The 20,247-nt window shown below is 51.9% G+C and carries 26 protein-coding genes; 10 read left to right on the forward strand and 16 right to left on the reverse strand.

Going from position 1 to position 20,247, the window contains the following annotated elements; genetic code table 11:
- Window positions 1-31: 31 nt before the first annotated feature.
- The 5 genes from FHN83_RS26750 (at window position 32) to FHN83_RS26770 (ending at window position 4,713) form a co-directional block, all read left to right on the forward strand.
- Window positions 32-526 carry a hypothetical protein gene (locus FHN83_RS26750; RefSeq protein ID WP_139565548.1) on the forward strand — a complete coding sequence of 165 codons (495 nt, stop codon included), beginning with the start codon at window positions 32-34 and terminating at the stop codon, window positions 524-526.
- Between the two features lie 116 nt (window positions 527-642).
- The gene (gene umuD, locus FHN83_RS26755; protein ID WP_139565549.1) at window positions 643-1,077 is read left to right on the forward strand and encodes a translesion error-prone DNA polymerase V autoproteolytic subunit; all 435 of its coding nucleotides are present in this window, start codon (window positions 643-645) and stop codon (window positions 1,075-1,077) included.
- The gene (locus tag FHN83_RS26760) at window positions 1,077-2,348 is read left to right on the forward strand and encodes a Y-family DNA polymerase (RefSeq protein ID WP_139565551.1); all 1,272 of its coding nucleotides are present in this window, start codon (window positions 1,077-1,079) and stop codon (window positions 2,346-2,348) included. Before umuD ends, FHN83_RS26760 begins: the two co-directional genes overlap by 1 nt.
- 487 nt (window positions 2,349-2,835) lie before the next feature.
- Complete coding sequence (locus tag FHN83_RS26765) at window positions 2,836-3,702, forward strand: RepB family plasmid replication initiator protein (protein WP_139565552.1); 867 nt, start codon at window positions 2,836-2,838, stop codon at window positions 3,700-3,702.
- Window positions 3,703-3,777: 75 nt separating this feature from the next.
- Window positions 3,778-4,713, forward strand: a complete 936-nt coding sequence (locus FHN83_RS26770) for a hypothetical protein (RefSeq protein ID WP_139565553.1) — start codon at window positions 3,778-3,780, stop codon at window positions 4,711-4,713.
- A gap of 161 nt (window positions 4,714-4,874) precedes the next feature.
- Here the strand turns inward: FHN83_RS26770 and FHN83_RS26775 are convergent, their stop codons facing one another.
- The 5 genes from FHN83_RS26775 to FHN83_RS26795 form a co-directional block, all read right to left on the reverse strand.
- Window positions 4,875-5,387 carry a hypothetical protein gene (locus FHN83_RS26775; protein ID WP_139565555.1) on the reverse strand — a complete coding sequence of 171 codons (513 nt, stop codon included), beginning with the start codon at window positions 5,385-5,387 and terminating at the stop codon, window positions 4,875-4,877.
- A 2-nt stretch (window positions 5,388-5,389) separates the two neighbouring features.
- Window positions 5,390-6,157: a hypothetical protein gene (locus FHN83_RS26780; protein WP_139565556.1), complete on the reverse strand. Its 768-nt coding sequence runs from the start codon at window positions 6,155-6,157 to the stop codon at window positions 5,390-5,392.
- Complete coding sequence (locus tag FHN83_RS26785; protein WP_139565558.1) at window positions 6,157-6,441, reverse strand: PAAR domain-containing protein; 285 nt, start codon at window positions 6,439-6,441, stop codon at window positions 6,157-6,159. Before FHN83_RS26785 ends, FHN83_RS26780 begins: the two co-directional genes overlap by 1 nt.
- Window positions 6,442-6,526: 85 nt before the next feature.
- On the reverse strand, window positions 6,527-6,883 hold the full coding sequence (locus FHN83_RS26790; RefSeq protein ID WP_225988006.1) for a helix-turn-helix domain-containing protein: 357 nt from the start codon (window positions 6,881-6,883) through the stop codon (window positions 6,527-6,529).
- A 166-nt stretch (window positions 6,884-7,049) separates the two neighbouring features.
- Complete coding sequence (locus tag FHN83_RS26795; RefSeq protein WP_327062117.1) at window positions 7,050-7,331, reverse strand: type II toxin-antitoxin system RelE/ParE family toxin; 282 nt, start codon at window positions 7,329-7,331, stop codon at window positions 7,050-7,052.
- A 249-nt stretch (window positions 7,332-7,580) separates the two neighbouring features.
- Here FHN83_RS26795 and FHN83_RS28760 point away from each other — a divergent pair, with 249 nt between their 5' ends.
- The 5 genes from FHN83_RS28760 (at window position 7,581) to FHN83_RS26820 (ending at window position 9,643) form a co-directional block, all read left to right on the forward strand.
- Window positions 7,581-7,730, forward strand: a complete 150-nt coding sequence (locus FHN83_RS28760; RefSeq protein ID WP_419146428.1) for an ash family protein — start codon at window positions 7,581-7,583, stop codon at window positions 7,728-7,730.
- Window positions 7,731-7,771: 41 nt separating this feature from the next.
- Complete coding sequence (locus tag FHN83_RS26805) at window positions 7,772-8,023, forward strand: hypothetical protein (RefSeq protein WP_139565563.1); 252 nt, start codon at window positions 7,772-7,774, stop codon at window positions 8,021-8,023.
- A 109-nt stretch (window positions 8,024-8,132) separates the two neighbouring features.
- Window positions 8,133-8,759, forward strand: a complete 627-nt coding sequence (locus tag FHN83_RS26810) for an AAA family ATPase (RefSeq protein WP_139565565.1) — start codon at window positions 8,133-8,135, stop codon at window positions 8,757-8,759.
- Window positions 8,756-9,046 (forward strand): hypothetical protein, encoded by a 291-nt coding sequence (locus FHN83_RS26815; RefSeq protein WP_139565567.1) that lies wholly within the window; start codon window positions 8,756-8,758, stop codon window positions 9,044-9,046. The genes FHN83_RS26810 and FHN83_RS26815 overlap by 4 nt, the downstream gene beginning before the upstream one ends.
- A 144-nt stretch (window positions 9,047-9,190) precedes the next feature.
- The gene (locus FHN83_RS26820; protein ID WP_139565568.1) at window positions 9,191-9,643 is read left to right on the forward strand and encodes a hypothetical protein; all 453 of its coding nucleotides are present in this window, start codon (window positions 9,191-9,193) and stop codon (window positions 9,641-9,643) included.
- Between the two features lie 137 nt (window positions 9,644-9,780).
- Here FHN83_RS26820 and FHN83_RS26825 read toward each other — a convergent pair whose 3' ends face one another.
- From FHN83_RS26825 to FHN83_RS26875, 11 genes are all read right to left on the reverse strand, one after another.
- Complete coding sequence (locus tag FHN83_RS26825) at window positions 9,781-10,404, reverse strand: adenylosuccinate synthase (RefSeq protein ID WP_139565570.1); 624 nt, start codon at window positions 10,402-10,404, stop codon at window positions 9,781-9,783.
- Window positions 10,401-12,506 carry a Dam family site-specific DNA-(adenine-N6)-methyltransferase gene (locus tag FHN83_RS26830; protein WP_176556554.1) on the reverse strand — a complete coding sequence of 702 codons (2,106 nt, stop codon included), beginning with the start codon at window positions 12,504-12,506 and terminating at the stop codon, window positions 10,401-10,403. Before FHN83_RS26830 ends, FHN83_RS26825 begins: the two co-directional genes overlap by 4 nt.
- Window positions 12,494-13,711, reverse strand: a complete 1,218-nt coding sequence (locus FHN83_RS26835; protein WP_255296772.1) for a DNA-methyltransferase — start codon at window positions 13,709-13,711, stop codon at window positions 12,494-12,496. Before FHN83_RS26835 ends, FHN83_RS26830 begins: the two co-directional genes overlap by 13 nt.
- A complete protein-coding gene (rdgC, locus tag FHN83_RS26840; protein WP_139565574.1) occupies window positions 13,701-14,609 on the reverse strand; it encodes a recombination-associated protein RdgC in 909 nt (302 codons plus the stop codon). Before rdgC ends, FHN83_RS26835 begins: the two co-directional genes overlap by 11 nt.
- A 64-nt stretch (window positions 14,610-14,673) precedes the next feature.
- Window positions 14,674-15,330 (reverse strand): baseplate protein, encoded by a 657-nt coding sequence (locus FHN83_RS26845; protein WP_255296773.1) that lies wholly within the window; start codon window positions 15,328-15,330, stop codon window positions 14,674-14,676.
- Entirely contained in the window at window positions 15,323-16,303 is a 981-nt protein-coding gene (locus FHN83_RS26850; RefSeq protein ID WP_139565576.1) for a tail length tape measure protein, read from the reverse strand. Before FHN83_RS26850 ends, FHN83_RS26845 begins: the two co-directional genes overlap by 8 nt.
- Before the next feature lie 2 nt (window positions 16,304-16,305).
- Window positions 16,306-17,070, reverse strand: coding sequence for a baseplate (locus tag FHN83_RS26855; RefSeq protein ID WP_139565578.1), 765 nt, complete (start codon window positions 17,068-17,070; stop codon window positions 16,306-16,308).
- Window positions 17,067-17,801 (reverse strand): phage tail protein, encoded by a 735-nt coding sequence (locus FHN83_RS26860; RefSeq protein ID WP_139565580.1) that lies wholly within the window; start codon window positions 17,799-17,801, stop codon window positions 17,067-17,069. The genes FHN83_RS26855 and FHN83_RS26860 overlap by 4 nt, the downstream gene beginning before the upstream one ends.
- On the reverse strand, window positions 17,798-19,003 hold the full coding sequence (locus tag FHN83_RS26865; protein ID WP_139565582.1) for a phage tail protein: 1,206 nt from the start codon (window positions 19,001-19,003) through the stop codon (window positions 17,798-17,800). Before FHN83_RS26865 ends, FHN83_RS26860 begins: the two co-directional genes overlap by 4 nt.
- Entirely contained in the window at window positions 18,996-19,322 is a 327-nt protein-coding gene (locus tag FHN83_RS26870; protein WP_139565584.1) for a baseplate protein, read from the reverse strand. Before FHN83_RS26870 ends, FHN83_RS26865 begins: the two co-directional genes overlap by 8 nt.
- The gene (locus tag FHN83_RS26875; protein WP_139565585.1) at window positions 19,319-19,975 is read right to left on the reverse strand and encodes a maturation control protein; all 657 of its coding nucleotides are present in this window, start codon (window positions 19,973-19,975) and stop codon (window positions 19,319-19,321) included. Before FHN83_RS26875 ends, FHN83_RS26870 begins: the two co-directional genes overlap by 4 nt.
- Window positions 19,976-20,247: the final 272 nt, after the last annotated feature.

Raw genomic sequence — 20,247 nt, forward strand, 5'->3', positions numbered from 1 at the left:
GGTTACTTTTGACAGTCACAGTAAATGGACTTTGTACTTTGCAAATAGCTTAAAATTAAAAATTAATTTGTTTACCTTAGATTTTGTATTATTTTTACGTGGATTAGTCGCATGGAGAATTACGCGTATGTCTTATGAGGTTTATTACCGTTATGCCGGTGGCGGCACCAGTCATTACACCAGAACGGCATCACGCCGCATTGCCAGCAATCACTTGCTGGCTATCCTGGATGAGGAGGAGGTAAGGGGGCTGGCTTCTCATATTGTCATGACTCACAACGAGAAGCTGATTCTGGAAGCACAAACGTCCGTGGACACTGAAAGCATTCTAAATTCCGTGGCGTATCCCCGCGTTGGCGCGCCTCCTCGCAAGCATAAGGCGACCACGCTTGCGGTATACATCCCCGAAGCTGCATCAGACTATATCCGCAAACGTGGAAAGGGTTCTCCATCGGCGGGTATGGAAGCGATCCTGATTGAAGTGGGCGGCGAGGAAATGGCGCGCGCTTTCAACATGAATAAATAGGCCTCCTTGCTGGCGAAACCTCGCCAGCTTTACCCCTTCCACCCGCTTTCCTAATCTGGCGACATATCCCTATATCTTTTATACTGTATTTTTATACAGTGCTTAAACATTCGGATATGTTTCTTATGTTACTGATAACTCCAATAAATAATCCAGAACGACTCGCTATCCCGCTTTTCCTTGAGAAATGTGCCGCTGGGTTTCCCAGCCCCGCCCAAGACTACGTGGAGGCAGAGCTTGATTTAAACCAATACTGTATTCGTCACCCGGCAGCGACATTCTTTGTGCGCGCAAGTGGCAATAGCATGAATGATATCGGCCTCAAAGATGGGGACCTGCTGGTGGTGGATCGTTCATTGCGCCCTGAGCACGGTGATATCGTCATTGCCGAGGTTGATGGCGGGTTTACCGTTAAGCAGCTACTGACCAGACCGAAGCTGGCGCTACAGCCAATGAATTCTGCCTACTCAGCAATTTATCCCGATCCAGACACGCTTTGCATATTCGGGGTTGTCACCCATTTTGTTCACACTACCCGGGGCCAGGCGTAATGTTCGCGCTGGCTGATGTGAACAGCTTTTACGCCAGCTGTGAAAAGGCTTTCCGGCCGGATCTGCGGCATAAGCCTGTCGTCGTTCTTTCAAATAACGATGGCTGCATAATTGCAAGATCGAAGGAAGCGAAGCGGCTAGGTATCAAGATGGGGGTTCCCTGGTTCCAGCTCAAAACCATGCAATTCCCGGAGCCAGTGATCACCTTTTCAAGCAATTATGCGCTGTATGCAAGCATGAGCGCCCGCGTGATGCGTTGCCTTGAAGAATTGTCTCCCCGGGTTGAACAGTATTCAGTGGACGAAATGTTTCTTGATGTACGGGGCATTAATGGCTGCATGACTTTTGAGGAATTCGGCCACCAGCTGCGCGATCACGTCCGGTTATCTACCGGACTAACTATTGGTGTGGGCATGGGTCCCACGAAGACGCTGGCGAAGGCCGCTCAGTGGGCCGGGAAAGAATGGCCGCAATTCGGCGGCGTCCTGGCGTTAACGCCGGGCAACCGCAATCGTATTGATAAAATGTTGTCGCTGATGCCGGTTAATGAGTTATGGGGCGTTGGCGGGCGGATCTCCAAAAAACTAAATGCGCTGGGGATCACCACGGCACTTGAGCTGGCTCGCACGCACCCGGCATTCATCCGCAAGAATTTCAGCGTGGTGCTGGAGCGAACCGTCCGGGAGTTATGTGGTGAAAGTTGCATAAATCTTGAGGAAGCACCACCAGCTAAACAGCAGATTGTATGCAGCCGATCTTTTGGTCAACGGATCACCACCTATGACGAGATGAGGCAGGCAATATGTCAGTATGCTGAACGTGCCGCTGAAAAGTTGCGATTGGAGGGTCAATATTGCCGACATATCTCAGCATTCATCAAAACATCCCCATTTAACGTCCATGAGCCGTATTACGGCAACGTGGCGAGTGAAAAACTGGTCATAGCAACCAGAGACAGCCGAGACGTTATCAATGCAGCTGTACGCGCGCTGGACCGCATATGGGTAGACGGACATCGTTATGCTAAAGCCGGAGTCATGCTTAACGATTTCGTGCCGTCTGGAGTGAGCCAGTTGACCTTGTTTGACGATGTTCAACCCCGGGCCAATAGCGATCAGCTCATGAAGGTTCTTGATGGGATTAACAACTCAGGATTAGCACATGTATGGTTTGCGGGAAGAGGGATTGCACCAGACTGGCAGATGAAGCGTGAAATGCTTTCACCTGCCTACACTACCCGCTGGAAAGATATTCCTCTTGCCCGGTTTTAAATGTGTGCTGGGGGGATGAATATGTGCGTTGGCGGGAGCGGTCCTGAGAATGTGTGCTGCAGGGAAGCATCGTGCGTTTAGATGTGTGCTGGTGGGAAATTCTAAGGCTGAATGCCCATGTTTCGAACGTGACAGGCCTAATTCTGCCTTCTATCCCGCCAGCGCACATGTTAGATGGGCGAGTTGCCCATCAGCGCACATCTGTAAGGTTGTTTATCCACATATCCACTTGATAGATCCAGTAAATAGATCCCAAATAGATCCCAAACAGTTCCAAACAGATCCCTGACGCCTGAGAGCCGCGCCCCGTCTGGCTTAGAAGCCTGTCCAGATGTGTGCTGGCGGGATGAATATGTGCGCTGGTGGGAGGAATATGTGTGCTGGAGGGTTGAATGTGTGTGCTGGCGGGATGTAAGGTGTGTGCTGGCGGGATAAGCGATCCTTTTATTCACATGATGTCACAGGCCCAATTATTTAAGGCAACCGTATGACTGATAAAACTTTTATCTCTGATGCGCTATTCAGCGACATGGAATCTCGGGAAAAACAGTTAACAGTTAATTCCAATAATACGGTTCAGCCAGTGGCATTGATGCGGCTGGGTGTTTTCGTTCCGAAGCCCACAAAATCCCAGGGTAACAACAACATCGTTGACGCCTCCGAACTCTTCTCACAGTTGGAGTTGGCCCGCGCTGAGGGCTACGACAATATAAAGATTGGCGGACCTCGCCTCGATATGGATGTGGATTTTAAGGTGTGGATAGGGGTGATCTTTGCGTTTAGTAAGCACGGCCTTAAAACGAACAAGATTCAGCTGAAATTTTCTGACTTTGCAAAAGGGTGTGGGTTCTCAGCAAAACGTATAGACGGGCGTCTGAGGCTATCCATACATGAATCCCTGGGTAAGCTGCGTAACAAATCCATATCGTTCAAGCGTGGGGAAGATGCCCGGGGAAGCTACCAAACCGGCTTACTGAAAACTGGCTACTTTGATGCTGATCGTGACATTGTTGAGCTGGAGGCTGATGAAAAGTTGTGGGAACTGTTTCAGCTGGACTACCGGGTATTGCTCCAGCAGCACGCGATCAAGGCACTCCCCAAGAAGGAAGCTGCTCAGGCCATCTACACCTTCATCGAAAGTTTGCCAGCCAGCCCTATCCCTGTTTCTTTTTCCCGGCTGCGTGAGCGCCTTTCACTGGCGTCCAGTGTCAGTGAACAAAATCGAACCATCAAAAAAGCGTTAGAACAGCTTCAAACCATTGGCTATCTGGAGTTTTCGCTTACCAAAAAGGAACGTGAAAACTATTTGATAATTCATAAGCGACATCCCAAGTTAAAACCGTCTGGCGTTTAATTTTTAATGTGCCTGTCGGTTAAGAATTTAAGCACGTAATTAGAATAATAAACTACCTTAATTAAGGATTAGTAGATGGTTACATACAATACCATGAGATTAAACGTCCCTAAGTCATGGGATGAATTTGAAGACATTTGCAAAAGCTCCTTCCAATTAAGATGGTCTACCCATAATTTGACCAGGCATGGCAGGGCAGGGCAAAAGCAAGATGGGGTTGATGTTTATGGCAATGACTCATTCGCACAATTCGTTGGTATCCAGTGCAAAAATACCGTTTTGGGAATAAATCAGCAAACTATAGTGGATGAGGTAGAAAAGGCCGAAAAATTCAGACCAGAAATAAAGGTCCTTTACATTGCCACAACAGCACCAAGAGACGCTACCATTCAGGCCTTCGTCAGGCAATTTAATGTCACGAGGCAGCAGCAAGGAAAATTCCCGATTAGCGTCGAGTTTTGGGATGATATAACAGCAGATTTAACGAAAGATCCTGCCGTACTTAGGCAGCATTACCCACAAATGTTTGACCAAACCGAACCAACGAGAGAGGAACGGTTACGAAGTCGAGATATCTCAAATTTGTTGGCGCTGCTCGATGTTATAGACTTTCCATCAACAATTGAGCATTTAAGATGGGATGCAAAATATATTCACTCATTAATAACTTATGAGTACAGCAATATATATTCTGTCTACTCATCACCTGTGTTTACCTTGAGTGATCCCGCTTTGTCGAATATTACAGAGGCTCTCGTTGTGGCATGGAGCGATTTAATGGTTTCGTTCAGGGATGCGCCATATGATTATTTGTCACATAGTGACACTTACAGTTTTCACACCCCTGGAGACTTTTGCCGAAATCAAGAGGAACATGATTTATATGATAAAATCACAGGTCAGATCAGAGATCTCAGAGTTAGGATTAGGGATTTTTGCGAATTGATAAATTCGCATTACTCTGAAATCAATCTAAATGAAACCAGCATGCGTGCCCAAAGGCATTATTGATACAGTTGCTTGCGAAGGGCGGCGTTTTGCAGCCCTTCTTACAGTCATACTGTCATAACTTCATATTGTAATCGTTACGCAGCTGGTTGCGCGCGTTACACTGTTCAAAAGCGTCGTACAGCACTTCCGTATACGCCGGGTACTGCTCCAGGTATTCCGGGCTATCCTCGGGTATCAGGCACTGTAGATACGGCATCGCCTGCTTCTGGGGCAGCGTTACCACTTTCGTTGTTGTTATAATTTCCGGCGTTGATTTGCCTGGCGCGCGCTCGCTGCATCCTGATAACAGAGTCAGGCACACGCAAACCTTGCAGACCAGCGCGCTTAATTTCACTTGTGATATTGATAATGGCATTTCGGCTATCCTCGCTGAGTTTTGCCAGTCGGGTTTCAAGGTCTTTTTGGCGGGTAAGATGCTCTTGGAGTGCAGCCTCCCGGGTTGCCAGTTCAGTTTCCAGCACGCCGATATGATCCTGCTGCTGCACCGTGGCCTGTTTGAGCGAGCCTACTTGCCCGTTAAGAGTGTCGTTTTCCTCTGTCAGTTTCCCCGTCTCTTTTTCCAGTGCATCCACGTAGTCCAGATGATCCGTTACAGCGGTATAAGCCTGAATAAGCCCATAACTAAACAGGGCGAGAGCTGCGGCCATCAGCGGGCCTTTCACTCCTGAAAGCATTTTTAATCCTCTTTGAGTGCGCTAATAACGCCTGGTGGCATGATCGCGGAAATGGCATGCGCCATAACCGGATCGCTGGTCAGGCCAACGGTTAACGTAATGGCGACGGCATTGTTGAGAGATTGCTTTGCCGTGCCTGTCGCCTGGTTTACCTGGTTTGTGTAATTAGTCGTTAACGTCGTGTTATTAGCGACCGGGGAAAACTGCGCATCGAGCGCGACTACTGCCAGGCGTAAATCCTCAACTTGTTTTTCGCTCAGCGCCGGAGTAGGAGCAACTACACCGCCTTCTGGCGGCGTGGCTGGCACCGCGAGCAGGGTATTAATGGATGTCATCGCCTTGACGAGATCAGGTGTTCTAACGGCGCTTAGCGCATCGCGCAGCGCCTGGCTTGTAACACGATCATTAAGCGCGGCCACCAGCGGAAAAGCTGGAGGTGGATTTAGCCGGTTGCCCTTTGCATAGCACTCCCAGCCAATTTTCATCTGCAGTAATTCTGACGGGGTGATATAGGGTTCCAAAGCTTTACTGAATGCCCCGGCTGCGCTTCCCGCCTGTGTGGCCTGGCTCATATAGCCCGCTATTTTGGCTGTATAGCCAGTAATGGATGCCGGGTAGGGCGTACCCGCCACCAGTAAAGGGGTAAGAGTTTGTACCAGCGCACCCGCCAGCGTAACGATCTCCCCGCATACGGTAATGGGTAGCGGTGTTACCGCGCCCTGGGCGTTGAGGATGCTGAAAGCCTCAATTTGTTTGTCGTCGTCTAACATCATGCCACCTGAAAAAATCCGTCACCGGTTGCCACAACCGAACCGCAGGAAACCGGGTCCGACACGCACACAATTGCCTTTCCGTTCACCGTAAACCACGGGCGCGTGGACACGGCCACGCCGCTGTGGGATGAATTGCCGTCTGAGTGGTCCGGGAACAAATTGCCGTCCACCAGCACGGCCTTGCCATTAATTTTCAAAAATGGCTCGGCCTCGGCGGTTTTACGTGGTGGGAATGCACCGTGCCCTGAACAGATAGAGTCGATAGTGCCTGCTGCGCTCATGATGCCTCCTGTAGTGAGAACAGGAGTTAGGATAGGGAGGTTGTGGTTTAGGACATAAAAAAACCCGCCAGCTGGCGGGTCTTTATTAGTTCAGCGTTAGCTGGGACGGGCGGCATTCGTACAATTCCGCCAGTTTTGATAACGTGTTTGAACGAGGATTGGCAGATTTTTCCAGTTGGGAAACCGCAGACTGCTTAATACCTAATTTCTCGGCAACTTCAACCTGGGACATGCGACGGTAAATGCGCCAGGCGGCCTGCAATGTAACTTGTTCATCTATCATTATGCTGATGACATCGTGAGGGATAGTCTCATTATCATCTTCGCGGCTTACGTAAGGGACTGTAACATAGTCATCTTCACGCTCAGCGGCATCTAATAACTCCTGATACATTTCAATAGGAAGAACAGCGGAAGTACGATTTCCGTGTTCATCAAACATAAATTGTACCTTTTGCATAATCTCTAATCTCTAAGTAAAACTACGGGTTTAGATACTCATTTTGGGAAATAACTCATCGGTTTTAAGTGTTTAGTTTCTTTGAACACTAGCTTCGCGCCAGGGTTACGGTTATGTGGAAAGGGTGGGGGATCTCCCCACCTCAGTCCTAGTACGTCTTACTGGTTCTACGCAAAATTTCCTGAATTTCGATAATCTTAGGTGCTTTATCTAACTCGAAGATAACTCTATAAGGACCGATAGTTATTCGGTACTTAAACTCCATGCCAGCCAACTTTCTGATATCCAGATTCACCGCAGGAAAATCAGTTAACATCCCGATCTTATCCTTGATGGTTTTTTGGTACCGGGTATCTATTTTGACTAACTGGTGAAGCGCGCATTTAGTCCATTCAACTTTCACCGTAAACTCCCAATTTTGAAAGCACACCCCTATGGGATAATCAAAATATAAGTCTAAACCCTTATCCTGTCAACTTAAACCTTATATTAATATAAGGTTTTTGGTCTGGCTACAAGCGGTTGTTCGTGAGGTGCTTCGCTTGGATTTAAGCGTTACATACTGCTATTTCTTGCAAATCGGAAACCGATTGTTATATTTGCCCCCGCAGGCCACATAGCCTGTCGGGCGTGGAAACCCGGAAATGCGAAAGACGGCATATGGCGAGAATATCGCCTGATTTTATGCCGTTGCGTCAGCGTACCTAAACGGCACAGATCCGTGCGAATTATGGTGGCGCTGGCAGGGCAGCTTTCGGGCTGGCCGGTATTCTTTCGCGCCGGTATTTCCACTCCTGTCAGTGTCACCACCATTTTTTTGTGGACGTAAATACCTGGTGGTGATCGCAATACCAACCGAGGAATTTTACCGTGTCGCACCTTCCCCCCATAAAACACCCTTTGTTCGCCCTCCCTGGCGAGTCTGGCCTGGATATAAACGCCGCAATAAATGGCCTCTTTTTTATCAGCGCTTCAAAATACTGCCGACGTGAATGCTGGAATCCTGCAGAACATGTCACCCTCGAAGGTGACGATATGATTTTTAACGATGTAGCTGGTGGCCGCTGTGCATACCTGCCTTCTGTCGCTGACCAGCAAGCCTTTGACTGGCATCTGATTTAATCCCTCTCATATCCCTGCTAAAAGTATTGCCAGCGTCATAGTGTCGTACCATAATGCAGTGTGACTGTATGACACTATTACACAATGACAGTGTGACAATGGGGGCGGCATGATTATTTTAGTAGGCTCACAAAAAGGTGGGGTGGGTAAATCCACGCTGGCCGTGAGCATAGGCTCTTTCCTGATGTCGTTAGGACATCGCGTTATCATCGTTGATGCAGACGATCAGCAATCAGTAATGGCCTGGTATAACAGCAGGAGCGAAGACCTGCCGCATATCCCGGTGGTGTCAGCATCCGGGAAGATTAAAAATATGCTGCTGGAGCACGACCAGCATTACGATTACGTTATTGCTGATTGTGCCGGACGTGATAGCCAGGAACTCCGATCCGGCCTGATGGCCGCAGACGTATTCCTTTCCCCGCTGCGCCCATCTCAGATGGATCTGGATACCATGCCTCACCTTTGCGACGTGTTCACAAACGCGCAGGAGTTTAATGAGAAAATGCGCGGCTGGCTGGTGTTAAACATGACGCCAACCAATATGTTTATTGATGAGGGGAACCAGGCAGCGGACGTGCTGAAAGACTTCCCTACTATGTCGCAGGCACAGACGCGTATATGCGATCGCAAAGTGTTTCGTGATACCTGGGCATCCAGCACAACCATTTTTGAAGCGGAAAACGACAAGGCAAAAGCCGAGGTCCGTGCTTTGGTAGAAGAGGTGATTCTGTGAGAAATCGTGTGAATGACGTGCCTAAAAGACGCACCGAGGACGAATTTGTTGATGCTGGAACAGCGATCCCCTCACAAGTGAAGGCCAGTGCAAAGGCCAGAACCAAGAGCAAGCCTGTTACGGTGTCACTGACAGATGCCTACCTTAACCAGATCGTCACGCACCTGCAGCATGCGGCGTCCGAAGGTGAAGTAACGCTGACGCGTACTCATGTTATTAAAGCTGGCCTGTTGGCGCTGGGTGAACTGTCACCCGATCAGGTCATGGCGCTTATGCGCAAAGCATAAAAAGGGGCCGCTAACGCGGCCTTTTTAATTAGATAAGCGGGTACAGACGGCGTGATGTAGTGCAGCAAATGTTACAGAGTTATCTTGACTAACACGCTATGTCGATAGTGAATACTAACTAAATAACAGAACGGCGAGAATGTTATGGAACCAGAATTTCTTTATAGAGGGTATGACTGTCGCAAAACGTTGGAGCAAACAATGGCTCCTAAATGGTCTAAAAATGGTCCAGAAAGTGAAGCGCAGTTTGGGGATGAAAGAGTACAGTGTGGTGACATGGACTTCACATACGGCTCTAACATCGTCAATACTATTCACTCTCATGAATATGGAGGGAATGGTGATCCATCCCCCGGAATATCCACTACACCGAACTTTGAAATTGCACGTAAATATGCTTTAGGTAGAGAAAAAAACTTAAACGGACATGTCATAAAATTTTCGGTATCCGCCCTTAAAGAAGCAGGCGTTATAATTCTTAGGGTAAATGAGGTATTAAATTGTCCATCGAAACCAGACGATGATGAACATTGGATTTATTTCCAAGGTTCTTTCCCCATGGAAGCCATTGTGGAAGAAATAGAAGTTACCCATTGATTTTAAATGAGAAAGTTTTCGTTTGTTGGCAATTGTGAAGCTTTATAAACGCCAGAACCGTATGCAGGTGGACTTGCATGTACAATTCTTAGGGGGCGGCGGCACAGCAATGTACCGCTGCTACCTGAAGGATCTCCTCAGTCAAGGCGTTTCAACTGCATGCGTAGGCTGCGAATTTCATTGCGGTATGCGCGATCCTGCTTTTCGTACTCAATAATTTGTGTAGCCTGCTGGCTGTTAAGACGCATGTACCCGCGCTGCTCCTGCAATAGTGCATCAGGATCTCCCACGCGGTGAACCAGATAGGCCAGCAAGCTACGCTCCACGTCCTTGTTACAGTCATGCCGCCATAGGTCTACCAGCGGCCTGTCACCGCCCCAGCTGCTGCCCACCAGACAGCAGATATGACCGGCCATCAGTTTGACGTGTCCGCGCTTGTTCACCCATAACAGACCCCAGCGCTCCGGCAGGTCATCCAAGGTGATCACTCCTTCCGGGCACATGTAATACCTGAAATCGCCCAGTCCGCCTGCCTGACGGTGCGGCTTATGTTTATCGCGCAGGAAGTCAGACCGGCTTATCTTAACTTCCACCAGCACACTGCCGCCATCCCAATCCCAGCGATAGCCCCACGCATCAGCCCGTTCGCTGTCGCCTAACGCGCCGACTTCAACAAAAGCGATTTTGCACCCTGGCCCTTTGGCACTTTGGGCACGCAGAAGCCAGCGCTTTGCTATCTGGTTTAAGTCGCTATGGGTCATCCCAGCACCCCCATGATATCCACTGCCACTTTTCGCTTATCGCCTTTGCACGACATCGAGCGGCGCGCAAACAAATCATGGATCTTGAACCCGGCTTTTTTGTAGGCTTCAATCAGCTCTGGATGTGCTGAGTTGGTCACAATCACCCGCGCGCCACGCTGGTGGGCCGCAACCATTTCATTCAGCAGCTGCCACTGGTGCTCATCGGTAAATGGCACCGTTGTGTATTGGGTGAACCCGGACGTATCCGGGAGTGACATATACGGCGGATCGCAAAATACCACGTCGCCTTTACCTGCCAGGCGGATCGTATCCACGAATGAGCGGCACACGAACTCACAGCGCTGCGCCAGCGAAGCAAAACCTACCAGCTCGTCATTAGGGAAGTAGGGGGCTTTGTATTTGCCAAACCCCACGTTGTACTCACCTTTGAGGTTGTAGCGCATCAGCCCGTTAAACGAGTGCCGGTTAATATATAAAAATGCGGCCGCACGCTCATGCGGGGTGTAGCGGATACCGTTAAACCGGGATCGGATATCAAGAAAAGCGTCGTTGCTGTTACCGGAAGCGAACATGAGTCGCGCTTTTTCGATCACGCGCGCAGGTTCCGCCTGTAGAGCCAGATAAAGGTTTATCAGGTCAGTGCTGGTATCGCTGAGAAGGTAGCGGTTAAAGCCTGTCGCATTCAGGAAGATTGAGCCAGCGCCCACGAACGGTTCGATAAGGCGTTCACCGGTACCGATAAAAGGCATGATCTGATCCAGCTGTGAGAATTTCCCGCCCGCCCACTTCAAAAAAGGCTTGTTACGATCTGGCTTTTCACTGGCATTTTTTTTGCTGGCGCGCGTGCGTGCCGGCGTTGCCGTTTCGGTCATGTTTTCAGTCCATTGGTTTTCAGAAAGAGTGCTTTTAATGCGGGTCATGATCCAGCGCATAACAGGCACGGCCATCGAGTTGCCGATCGCCCGGTAACGCGGACCGTCCTGTGCTGGCTTACCCTTGTAGGGGATATCAGTATGAGACTCAGGGAAGCCCTGCAGGCGCTCACATTCCAGCGGCATGAGACGGCGCACCATCAGGCTATCTGTCATGCAAACAGCGGTAGGGTTGTGCGCCTGAATGGTCTGGCTGGCCTTGCCGTTGCCGGACTGAAACTGCGTGCCTGACATATGAGCCGGGAAAGTGATCAGGGTTTCTGTGTCAAAGTCGATCCGCTGGTTGCTGGTTGTCAGCGTAGTAGAAACGTTGATGGCACCGGCAGTATTACCGCCGCCGTATGCTGCAGGGATTAGATGTCCTGCTTGTGCCTGGTTGTCGTCTGCGCCGACGACTCCAACGCCATTTTTAGTAAGGGTGGAAGCAATCTCCCCCGGTTGACTGCGCGGCGTAATATCCCGGCGCACGCCGTCGAACTCAGCAAGTATTTTGAGGGGATCGAATCCTTTTCGAGAACTTGCGATAACGAAACAACGGCGGCGTCGTTGGGCCACTCCGAAGTGTTGGGCATTGAGGATTCGCCAGGCCACTGCTCGTTGCTGTCCATAAGCACCACCAGCGTTTGCCCACTTTGGAGCATGCTGACCGGTCGATTTGCGCCAGCGCCAGAATTTGCTGTTTTTGCCCGGTTTAGGTCGTGAACCAGGTTCGATTGCTTCATCTGCGCCAGCCAGTCCGGCAATGAAGTTTCCGAATGCGTTATCCTGGCTTGTGAGGACGCCCGGGACGTTTTCCCAGACGATAATGCAGGGCGGTTTACCTGCGGCTTTTCTAACGTCGTCGATGGCATTTGCCAGCTCCACAAAAGCTAAAGTTAACTGCCCGCGCGCATCGGATAAGCCTTTGCGCAGCCCGGCAATGCTGAATGCCTGACAGGGAGTGCCCCCTACCAGAATATCGGGCGCTTCCACTTTACCCGCACGGATCGCGGCGGCAATTTTGGTCATATCGCCCAGATTGGTGATGTGCGGCCAATGGTGCGCCAGCACGGCGGAGGGGAATTTTTCAATTTCGGCGAACCAGGCCGGATTCAGGCCCAGCGTCTCCCAGGCTACGCTGGCCGCTTCAATACCGCTGCAGACTGATCCATAACTCAGCTGGTGCATTCGGCCTCCTGCAGAGCATGGCCGATACGTGCGCGGGTGATGTCCATGTAATGTGGTTCGCGCTCGATGCCGGTAAAGGCGAAGCCGCCTTCTACTGCACTAACGCCAGTCGAACCGCTACCTGTGAACGGGTCAAGAACGTGCCCGCCAGGTGGAGTGATCAGTCTTATCAGGTAGAGCATTAGTTTGACCGGTTTAACGGTCGGATGGTCGTTGCCGCTGGTGGTCGTGTTTTCCACTTGTCGCAGTGTAGCGCCGTGTTTGAATTGCGGCCCCGGATTGAGCAACCCGCGATGACGCTCAGAGGGTGAGGCTTTGGCGCAGTAGAAGAAGCGGGCAGCGCTGCCTTGATCGCCGTGATGTATAGTAGCCACACGCTTACGCATTTGGAGCACCTGGCCTGTTGATGCTGCTGATGGTTCGGTACCCTTTACCGGCGCAACTGCACCAGCATTTTCAGGGAAAAGAGCCATAACACCTTTGCTACCATCGTGGATGACGTTGGCGGGCCAGCGGCCGGAATTGCCTAGAGCGTTATGTTCAGAAGCACCGATTCTATGAAAACCAAAACTTCCCACGGTATCAGTAGATCCAGTTTTCCGCGCTCGCTTAACTCCATCATCATTTGCATCTGCTGGTACCCGGCAGGCATCAATGTTCAACGCCCCAGTGCCGTGTATCAACACGTTGGCTGCGACGGTGCCTTTGAAAGGCTTGCGGGCGACGGTAATGGGTTCCAGTGCCGGTTTTAGTGCTGTCCCCCAGCCCTCCCAGTCACCTTTGAGGTTGTGGGATTTAGGGAACCCGCTACCGTAGATCCACGCGATAAGGGCATCAACGGAAAGCACCTGTGAGAACAGTTTGATCTGCTCTGGTAGCAGGGTGTCGATGAACTGTCTGAATACGTTTTCTGTGTCGTAGAGCATGGTCATCATGTCGCGCAGCTCAAAGCCTGCGTCCTCGATACGCACTGCCATGCGGTGCTGGGTTCGGGTACCGGCGAATGACAGAAGATGCCCGCCCGGTTTGAGGACGCGTAAGCACTCTTCCCATATCGCCTGGCTCGGCACGTCGTAATCCCATTTTTTACCCATGAAGGACAAGCCATAGGGTGGATCGGTCACGATGGAGTCAAAAGAGTTATCCGGTAGGGTTTTGAGTACATCCAAACAATCACCGGTAAACAGCTGCACGTTATCGCTCACACTCACCTCCCAGAACATCCATAAGGGAAGCCACCAGCGCGCCGAACTCGGCTTTAAACAGGATGAAATCAGCAACTATGCGGGAATGAATATCCTCGCGCTCAATATCGTCATTCTGATCGCGCAGGTCGTCGGCGTAGTTGATCGCTTTTATCGTCATATCGTCAGTCAGACGAAAGGTGATTCGTTTTTGCCAGTCCAGCGCCAGCGTGGTTGCGAGTTTTCCCGCCTCTATATGAGTTGCTATTTCATCCGTTAAAAGGTCCTGCTTACTGACGCGCAACGCACCACCATTCTCCAGAATAGCTTTAAGCACGGCGTCGCTCCCAGCAGCGTAACCGGCAGGCAGAGTATTGTTCTTCAACCACTCTGTGATGGTCAGCTCAATGGGGGTTCTCATTGTCAGCGGCACAACAGGCAGCGATCCGAGGGTTTTACGCAGCAGAGCCATTAAATCTTCGGCAGCGCGGGCGCTGGAGGCTTCAACAAAGACCAACTGATGGGCGATATTTACCCAGATGTAATTGCTGGTGTTCTTTGAGAACGCGCGCGGAATGAGGGTATGAAGCACCTCATCTTTAAGGCTCAACCGTTCTGCACGGCGGATTTTGCGCCCCTGGTCAGACTCAATCTTGGCTACTCGCTCAGCTACGGCATCGTTAATTACGGAAGGGGGGATCACCTTAAACTGGTGCTGGCAGCACAACAGGAAATTGCCTTCGTGCTCAATGAATAGCTTTTCCGGCGTGACGCTCACCCATCCCCTGCGGCCCATATCCTGCGAGCCGCAAGGGGTGAAGGCGTATTCCGCCATTTGCGCTTCGAGCGTATCCGCGTCCATGCGGAAATCCCGGGATAAGCGGTAGATACAGACGTTTTTGAGAAACGGCGTTTTCATTATCAAATTACCCAATGGACTAATTACGGGTAATTTATCAAACAAGCGTTAGAATTACTGTTATTTATTTTGAGAATGATACAGACGCGGCTTTTCCGGTCAGCGCGCCACCAGCCTGCAAATCCATTTCCGCACCTGCCGTCATGCCCATTTCAGCGCCTGACTCAAAGAGGATCTTGCCCCCAGCCTTTGCAATAATATCCCCGGCCATATTAAGCAGCAGGTTGCCCGGGCCGATGAGATACATTTCACCCGATTCGTTGATGCCGACGCGAGCGCCGGCAGCGGTATTTGCTATCTCGTACCCGCCGCCCGCTGTGCGCACTTCCAGTATGTTATTGCGGTGGACTACAAAATCCTCCGTTGACACTATTTTGGGTCGTGCCGGTGCGCCATCCACTTCGCCCGGCGTCCACGGCTCACCCTGCCCGGATGCCTCCGGCGCAACGTTTGGCACGCCGCCCGGCGCGTCCTGTGCTGCGCCTACGATAAGCGGCCGCCGAGTGTCCGGCTTTCCCCGGGCATCGGTATACGGAAACTCCACCCAGACCAGATCGCCGGTTTTGGTTGGCGTGAAGGCATTGCCGATCCCGAGCATGTATTCCGCCCACGGTAGGTTTTCTTCGGGTACGCTGTTCCATTCTGGTAGCAGGCGGATCTGCGCTCGCATCAGCCCGCCCGGGTGTTTGGTTCCGGCGATAACAGCACGCTTCTTACTCAATGTGAGGCACTCCCAGGATCATGCGTGTGGTGTAAGAAATACGGTCCTCATAATGAGCCACGCGCTCAGCGATGAAGTTTTTAGGTAGAGACTCGTCCACCTGGTTCTGATTGTCGTAGCGGTGGATCTGGATGCCGATCACCATGCCTGCGGTAATGTCCGGGTTGCCGGATACCTCAATATCCAGCTTCGGTATCAACGTCTGCTGCATATTTTTCAGTGTGGCCATGTCCGCATCGGACACGTACTTAACCGGCAGTGTCTCGTCTCCGGCCTCCATAAAGCCGTCTGTCATCGAGTAGCCAACAAACCGGTACTGACGGCTATTCGTGGCGGCGGAGTCCTGATTGATTAGCTGCTGTCGGCTGATGGTGTATGCCGCTGCGGGGTTGTTAGCCTCGTAGACAAAGTCCGCTTTGGTCTTGATGAGGCGGGCCATTTCTTTCACGAAAAACTTACCGCGCGCCATCCAGACCAGCGCGCCGTTGTCGCTGGCAACCTGGCTCAGCACCACGGACGGCTTTTCGCCCATGTTCAGGTGATAGGTGCAGGCCTTTTTGAACGCGTCAGCTTCCACGGTCAGCCCACCAGCGAACTCACGCACAATATCCCCGGGCTGGCGGTTCGCATACAGGCGCGCACCGGCAACCGGCGTTTTGACGCGCTTTAAATCCATGCTCACGCCGATTATCTCGATGACGTCAGCGCGTGCGGGTGCGGAAGTCACAAAGAACGTCTCTTTGATGGTACCGCGCGTGCCGGTCGGGTCGCCGAACTCCACCACCAGCGTTGCCCCGTAGGCGGCTTTGTAATCGTCGGTTATCGATCCGGTTGCATCCCTCACTTCGAGACGCACCAGCGGCCCGGTAAGTTTGGTCTTTTCGAGATACAGGGTGCTGTTTACCCAATCACGCGGAATAACCTGGCCGTTGAGCGTGGCAGACTGCAAAAAATACTGCTGGAGCTGAGCCATAGTTACCTCAACAGGTTGCCGACGGTTTCAATACGGATACGTGTTGCTTCCACTTCCCACGCCAGGTATACATCGGCCATCACCATGATCGTCGCCTGGGCGGCAAAAACGCGATTTTCAGTGAGCGGCGGAGATATGTCGGAAAAGCCTGTATCTTTGGCATCGGTAATGCAGCAGTCCACTTCGACCATGACGTTTACGAGCTTTTCCTGTGCCTGAAAACTGGTGTTGGAAAGGAAACGTAAATCCCCGGCAAAGGCGTTACACATCAGCCCCAGCGTGGTCTTCTCAGCTGCAATGAGCGATACGTTGTAAGTTAGTGTGGCTTGGGTGATTTCCATCTCAGCTGCAGGTGTAAATCCGTCATCGCAGAAGATAAAACCAGCATCACGCCGATCGCGCTGGTAATCATTGCTCTCATAGGCCAGATCAAAAGATCGGGAAATGTTGACCAGCGGCAGGGCGTCTCGGTTAATCGTCACGTCATCCGGCACACTGCCACGTCCGGCAGCTGCTCGGCGCAGCGCAGCGAGAAACTCGACCACGGAATCATACTGGCCGACAAAAACGCGCTCTTTAGGTGCTCTCGCCAGGAAGGAGGCAAAACGCGCGCGCGACGGATCTGGGTGCGTGACGGACACGCGACTAAATGTGTCGCTGATTTTCGTAGCCACGGCAGCATCTACGGCAGAGAAGCCGGTTACTTCAAACTTACCGGTGCGGGTTAAGCGCCACTCACGATGGCGAGCCAGTAATTCTTTATTCACGTCACCTTACCTCCCTCGGTAGAGTCCAGATTCCGCGCTGGAATGCAGTAGTAGAGCGATCCGACGTGTTGCGTGCCAAAACTGAATATGCGGTGAACGTACCACCAGCGCTGCGCCAGCTTCCCGGATGCCATTTCCTCATTCCACGTCAGAATAGAGCCGACACTCACACCCTCGGCAGCAATGCGCAGGAGCTGGATCTCCTCAGATAACCCGTCCTGTTCGCCGTCAACGTCAACGGCATGAAATGAATCCCGTTCATCAGGGCAGTCCAGCACCTTGACCATTACCGGGTCCAGATAGCGCAGGTCGCGCTGGTTGTTGTTGATTTCGGTAAATGACGGACCTTCCAGCCCGGTGTCCTCGTCCACTTCGCCCACGTCTTCGGGATCTGGGCGGAACAGCAGGGCGTCGAAGTTATCCGCGTCCAGCTCTATCACCCTGATCCAGTCTTTTCGAACCGTCATATTCAGAGGTGCATGGCCTTTAAAGCGGGGTTTCAAACTGGTGTCCTGAGCGCGCCCGGCCAGTTCTGGTGGCAGGCTGGCTGCGTCCGGCTCATCATCGCCACCGTCTATATGGTCCAGCTCGGCCACCGTCTCTTCGACCGGTGCTGGCGTGAATGTCTCTTCCAGAACGGTAACAACGGATTCAGCGGCGGCAGCTGGCTGGTGGGTGATCGCGACGGGCTGGTCCTCATCGTCTAACCAGTGGTCATAGGGTCCGGTCATGTTGGAGTGCCTTTATTTTTTACGTAATCCATAAATCGTTTTTCAGCCTCTGTGCGGCTCATTCCCGTTGCCACCAGCGCATCGGTAAAGGCCTGTTTCTGGACCTTAAACTGGTCCGCCAGCTGCTGCGTTAAAAGCTTGTTTTTCTCTTTTTCCTGCTTGAGCTTTGCCTCTTTCTCGGCGTTTCGGGCGCGCTGAGTGGCGCTCTGCTTTTTGGCTTTCACCAGTTGCTTGCTCAGCTGCTCCAGCTTTTTCGTGTCACGGCCAATTTGCTTGCCTAATGCCAGCTGGCGCTTCTGGTAACGCTGGAATTCAGCACTGGCTGCGGCCTTGTCCGTCTGAGCCGCACGGTTTTTGGCAAACTGCTTACGATCGCTGTCGGTGAAGTGCTGGGTTGTGCGTCGTTTGTCATCACCAAATGCCACCCGGGAAGCGGCTTTGAGCATGGCTTTGCCGATACTCAACTGCCAACTGGAGGATTGAAGCCGGGTCATTGCGTGGATCACATGCTTGCAGGCCAGCCCGGACAAATTCGGGTTTTTGATTTTTGGGTAGGCGTACTCTTTGGGCGGCGCCAGGGCAAAATTCCCGGCTGTGGCAATGTAGCGGTACCAGTATTGGTGACGACCACAATCGCAGTCGAACGACACCCGGCCAGCGCAAAGTCGTTTTGCCACCTTCGTGGCGTTTTTCTCATCGCTGAGATCGTCGATAAGCTGATCCCACTCCTCAAAACGGACCTTAACTCTGTGATGCTGGTCTTCGCTGCGCTCTGAGGCTTCCACGCTGATGGTTATTTGATTGTGTTTCAAAGTGGAGGGCGTGGCGCGCTTAATGCCGCTCCCGTCATCCACTTTGTTATTTGCTCGTTTGATATCAATGTCGAGGCTTGCGGCCACCAGCTGCGCGTAGGTGATGCCAGTAACGGCGGAATTGAGCTGCTGGCGCAAAAATTTGCGGTTTTTGGCGAACTGCTGCAGATCCTCCGGGGTAAAAAATGTGCCGTCCTTTTTCTTTTTCCCCAGCGCAATGATGTCATCAGCGTTTTTATTCTTGAGCGTGAGCGGGGTCAGCGTGCGCCGCGCTGTGCGTCGTTTGCTGCGTTTGTCGCTCTCAATTTGCGAGAAGAGGCGCTCAAACTCTTTTGAGGAAAGGCCTTCCGTCTGATAGCGCCCGTTACTGGCGCGTGCAAACTCAGCCACTGGCTAACTCCGGCGCGCCGGTATAGTCGCGCATGCGATCGCGTAACCAGGTAATCGCGGGCAGGGTCAGCGTGGTACCAACCGGCATATTCTCGGTTTCGGCTTCGTGGCCCACCAGCAGGCGGAACACCCAGCGCAAATCCGCGTTTTCATAGGCACGGAAAGCGCAAAGATCTGAGCGCTGTACCTCGTCCGGCTTAATAGTGTATTGGAAGTTATCGGCGTTATAGCTGGTGGCGCGCGCAATGACTTCCTGATGAAACAGCGCCAGCAGCACCGGGTCATCAATGGTCCGGTCGTCCAGGCGGTTGTAACTCACAGCACCACCTCATTGTCGCTTATGCGCGTGCCTGCCAACGACTCAGGAACGGCGGCGGCGCTCACCTCGTGCTGGTGGGTTATGAGCCTTGCGAACGTCTTGAGTAAGCTATTTTGCGGTTTCTCGTCATGCATGCCTGTCATGGCCGCGATATAGTCAGCGGACGCCACCGGGTGATAAACCGTCGCGTAACAGCAGAGAATGGTCAGCACATGTTCAGGACGAATATCCATCCAGTTAATGCGATAGACCTCTTCGCCTTTAGCATTGAATTCGATATCAACAATGCTCGCCGGGATATCGTATGCGCCGGGGTTCTTGCGCGGCAGGGAAATGGTCTTCTGCAGGCGCATTTCGTTGTAGCGCTCGATGCCCACTACTACGGCGGCGCGCCCGTCGTTAAAACGTGATTTCAGGGAAACATGGTTTGCGCCGGTTGCGGCAGAAATAGCGCCGCTTGTCTCATCCACCAGCACTTTAAAGCCACTTTTCCGCAGCTTAGCAATTGCCGGGGTGAGTTTAGCCCGCTGTCCTTCAAGGCTTGTTGGCAGTGACTTAGGTTCGGACATAATCAGGTTATCGCCGCTCAGGATGGCCGTCATATACATTGGCCGGGCTGTCGTCAGCGTGATAACGGCAATTTTCTGGTCCATGTTCTCTCCCTCAGAAAAGCAAAAAGGCCGCTAATGCGGCCCCGTTGCTGGCTATTGGTTTCCCGTCCGCGCTTAGCAGGAAGTAAATTGTCAAAAGTACCCTCGTGGGAACCAATGGCTGCGGAGAAGATAAACGGTTTGTACTTTGTGTTTTTACGGGTCAATAACTTTTTTTAAATTTTATTGGGGTCTGGGTCCGGGTTTGCATTGTCATGCCAGGTACGCTGCTGCGGACTATCATGCCCGCATGGTGGCTCCTCGCGTGACCACTT

Origin of the sequence: Leclercia adecarboxylata, assembly GCF_006171285.1 — a bacterium.
Taxonomy (GTDB): Bacteria; Pseudomonadota; Gammaproteobacteria; order Enterobacterales; family Enterobacteriaceae; genus Enterobacter; species Enterobacter barmai.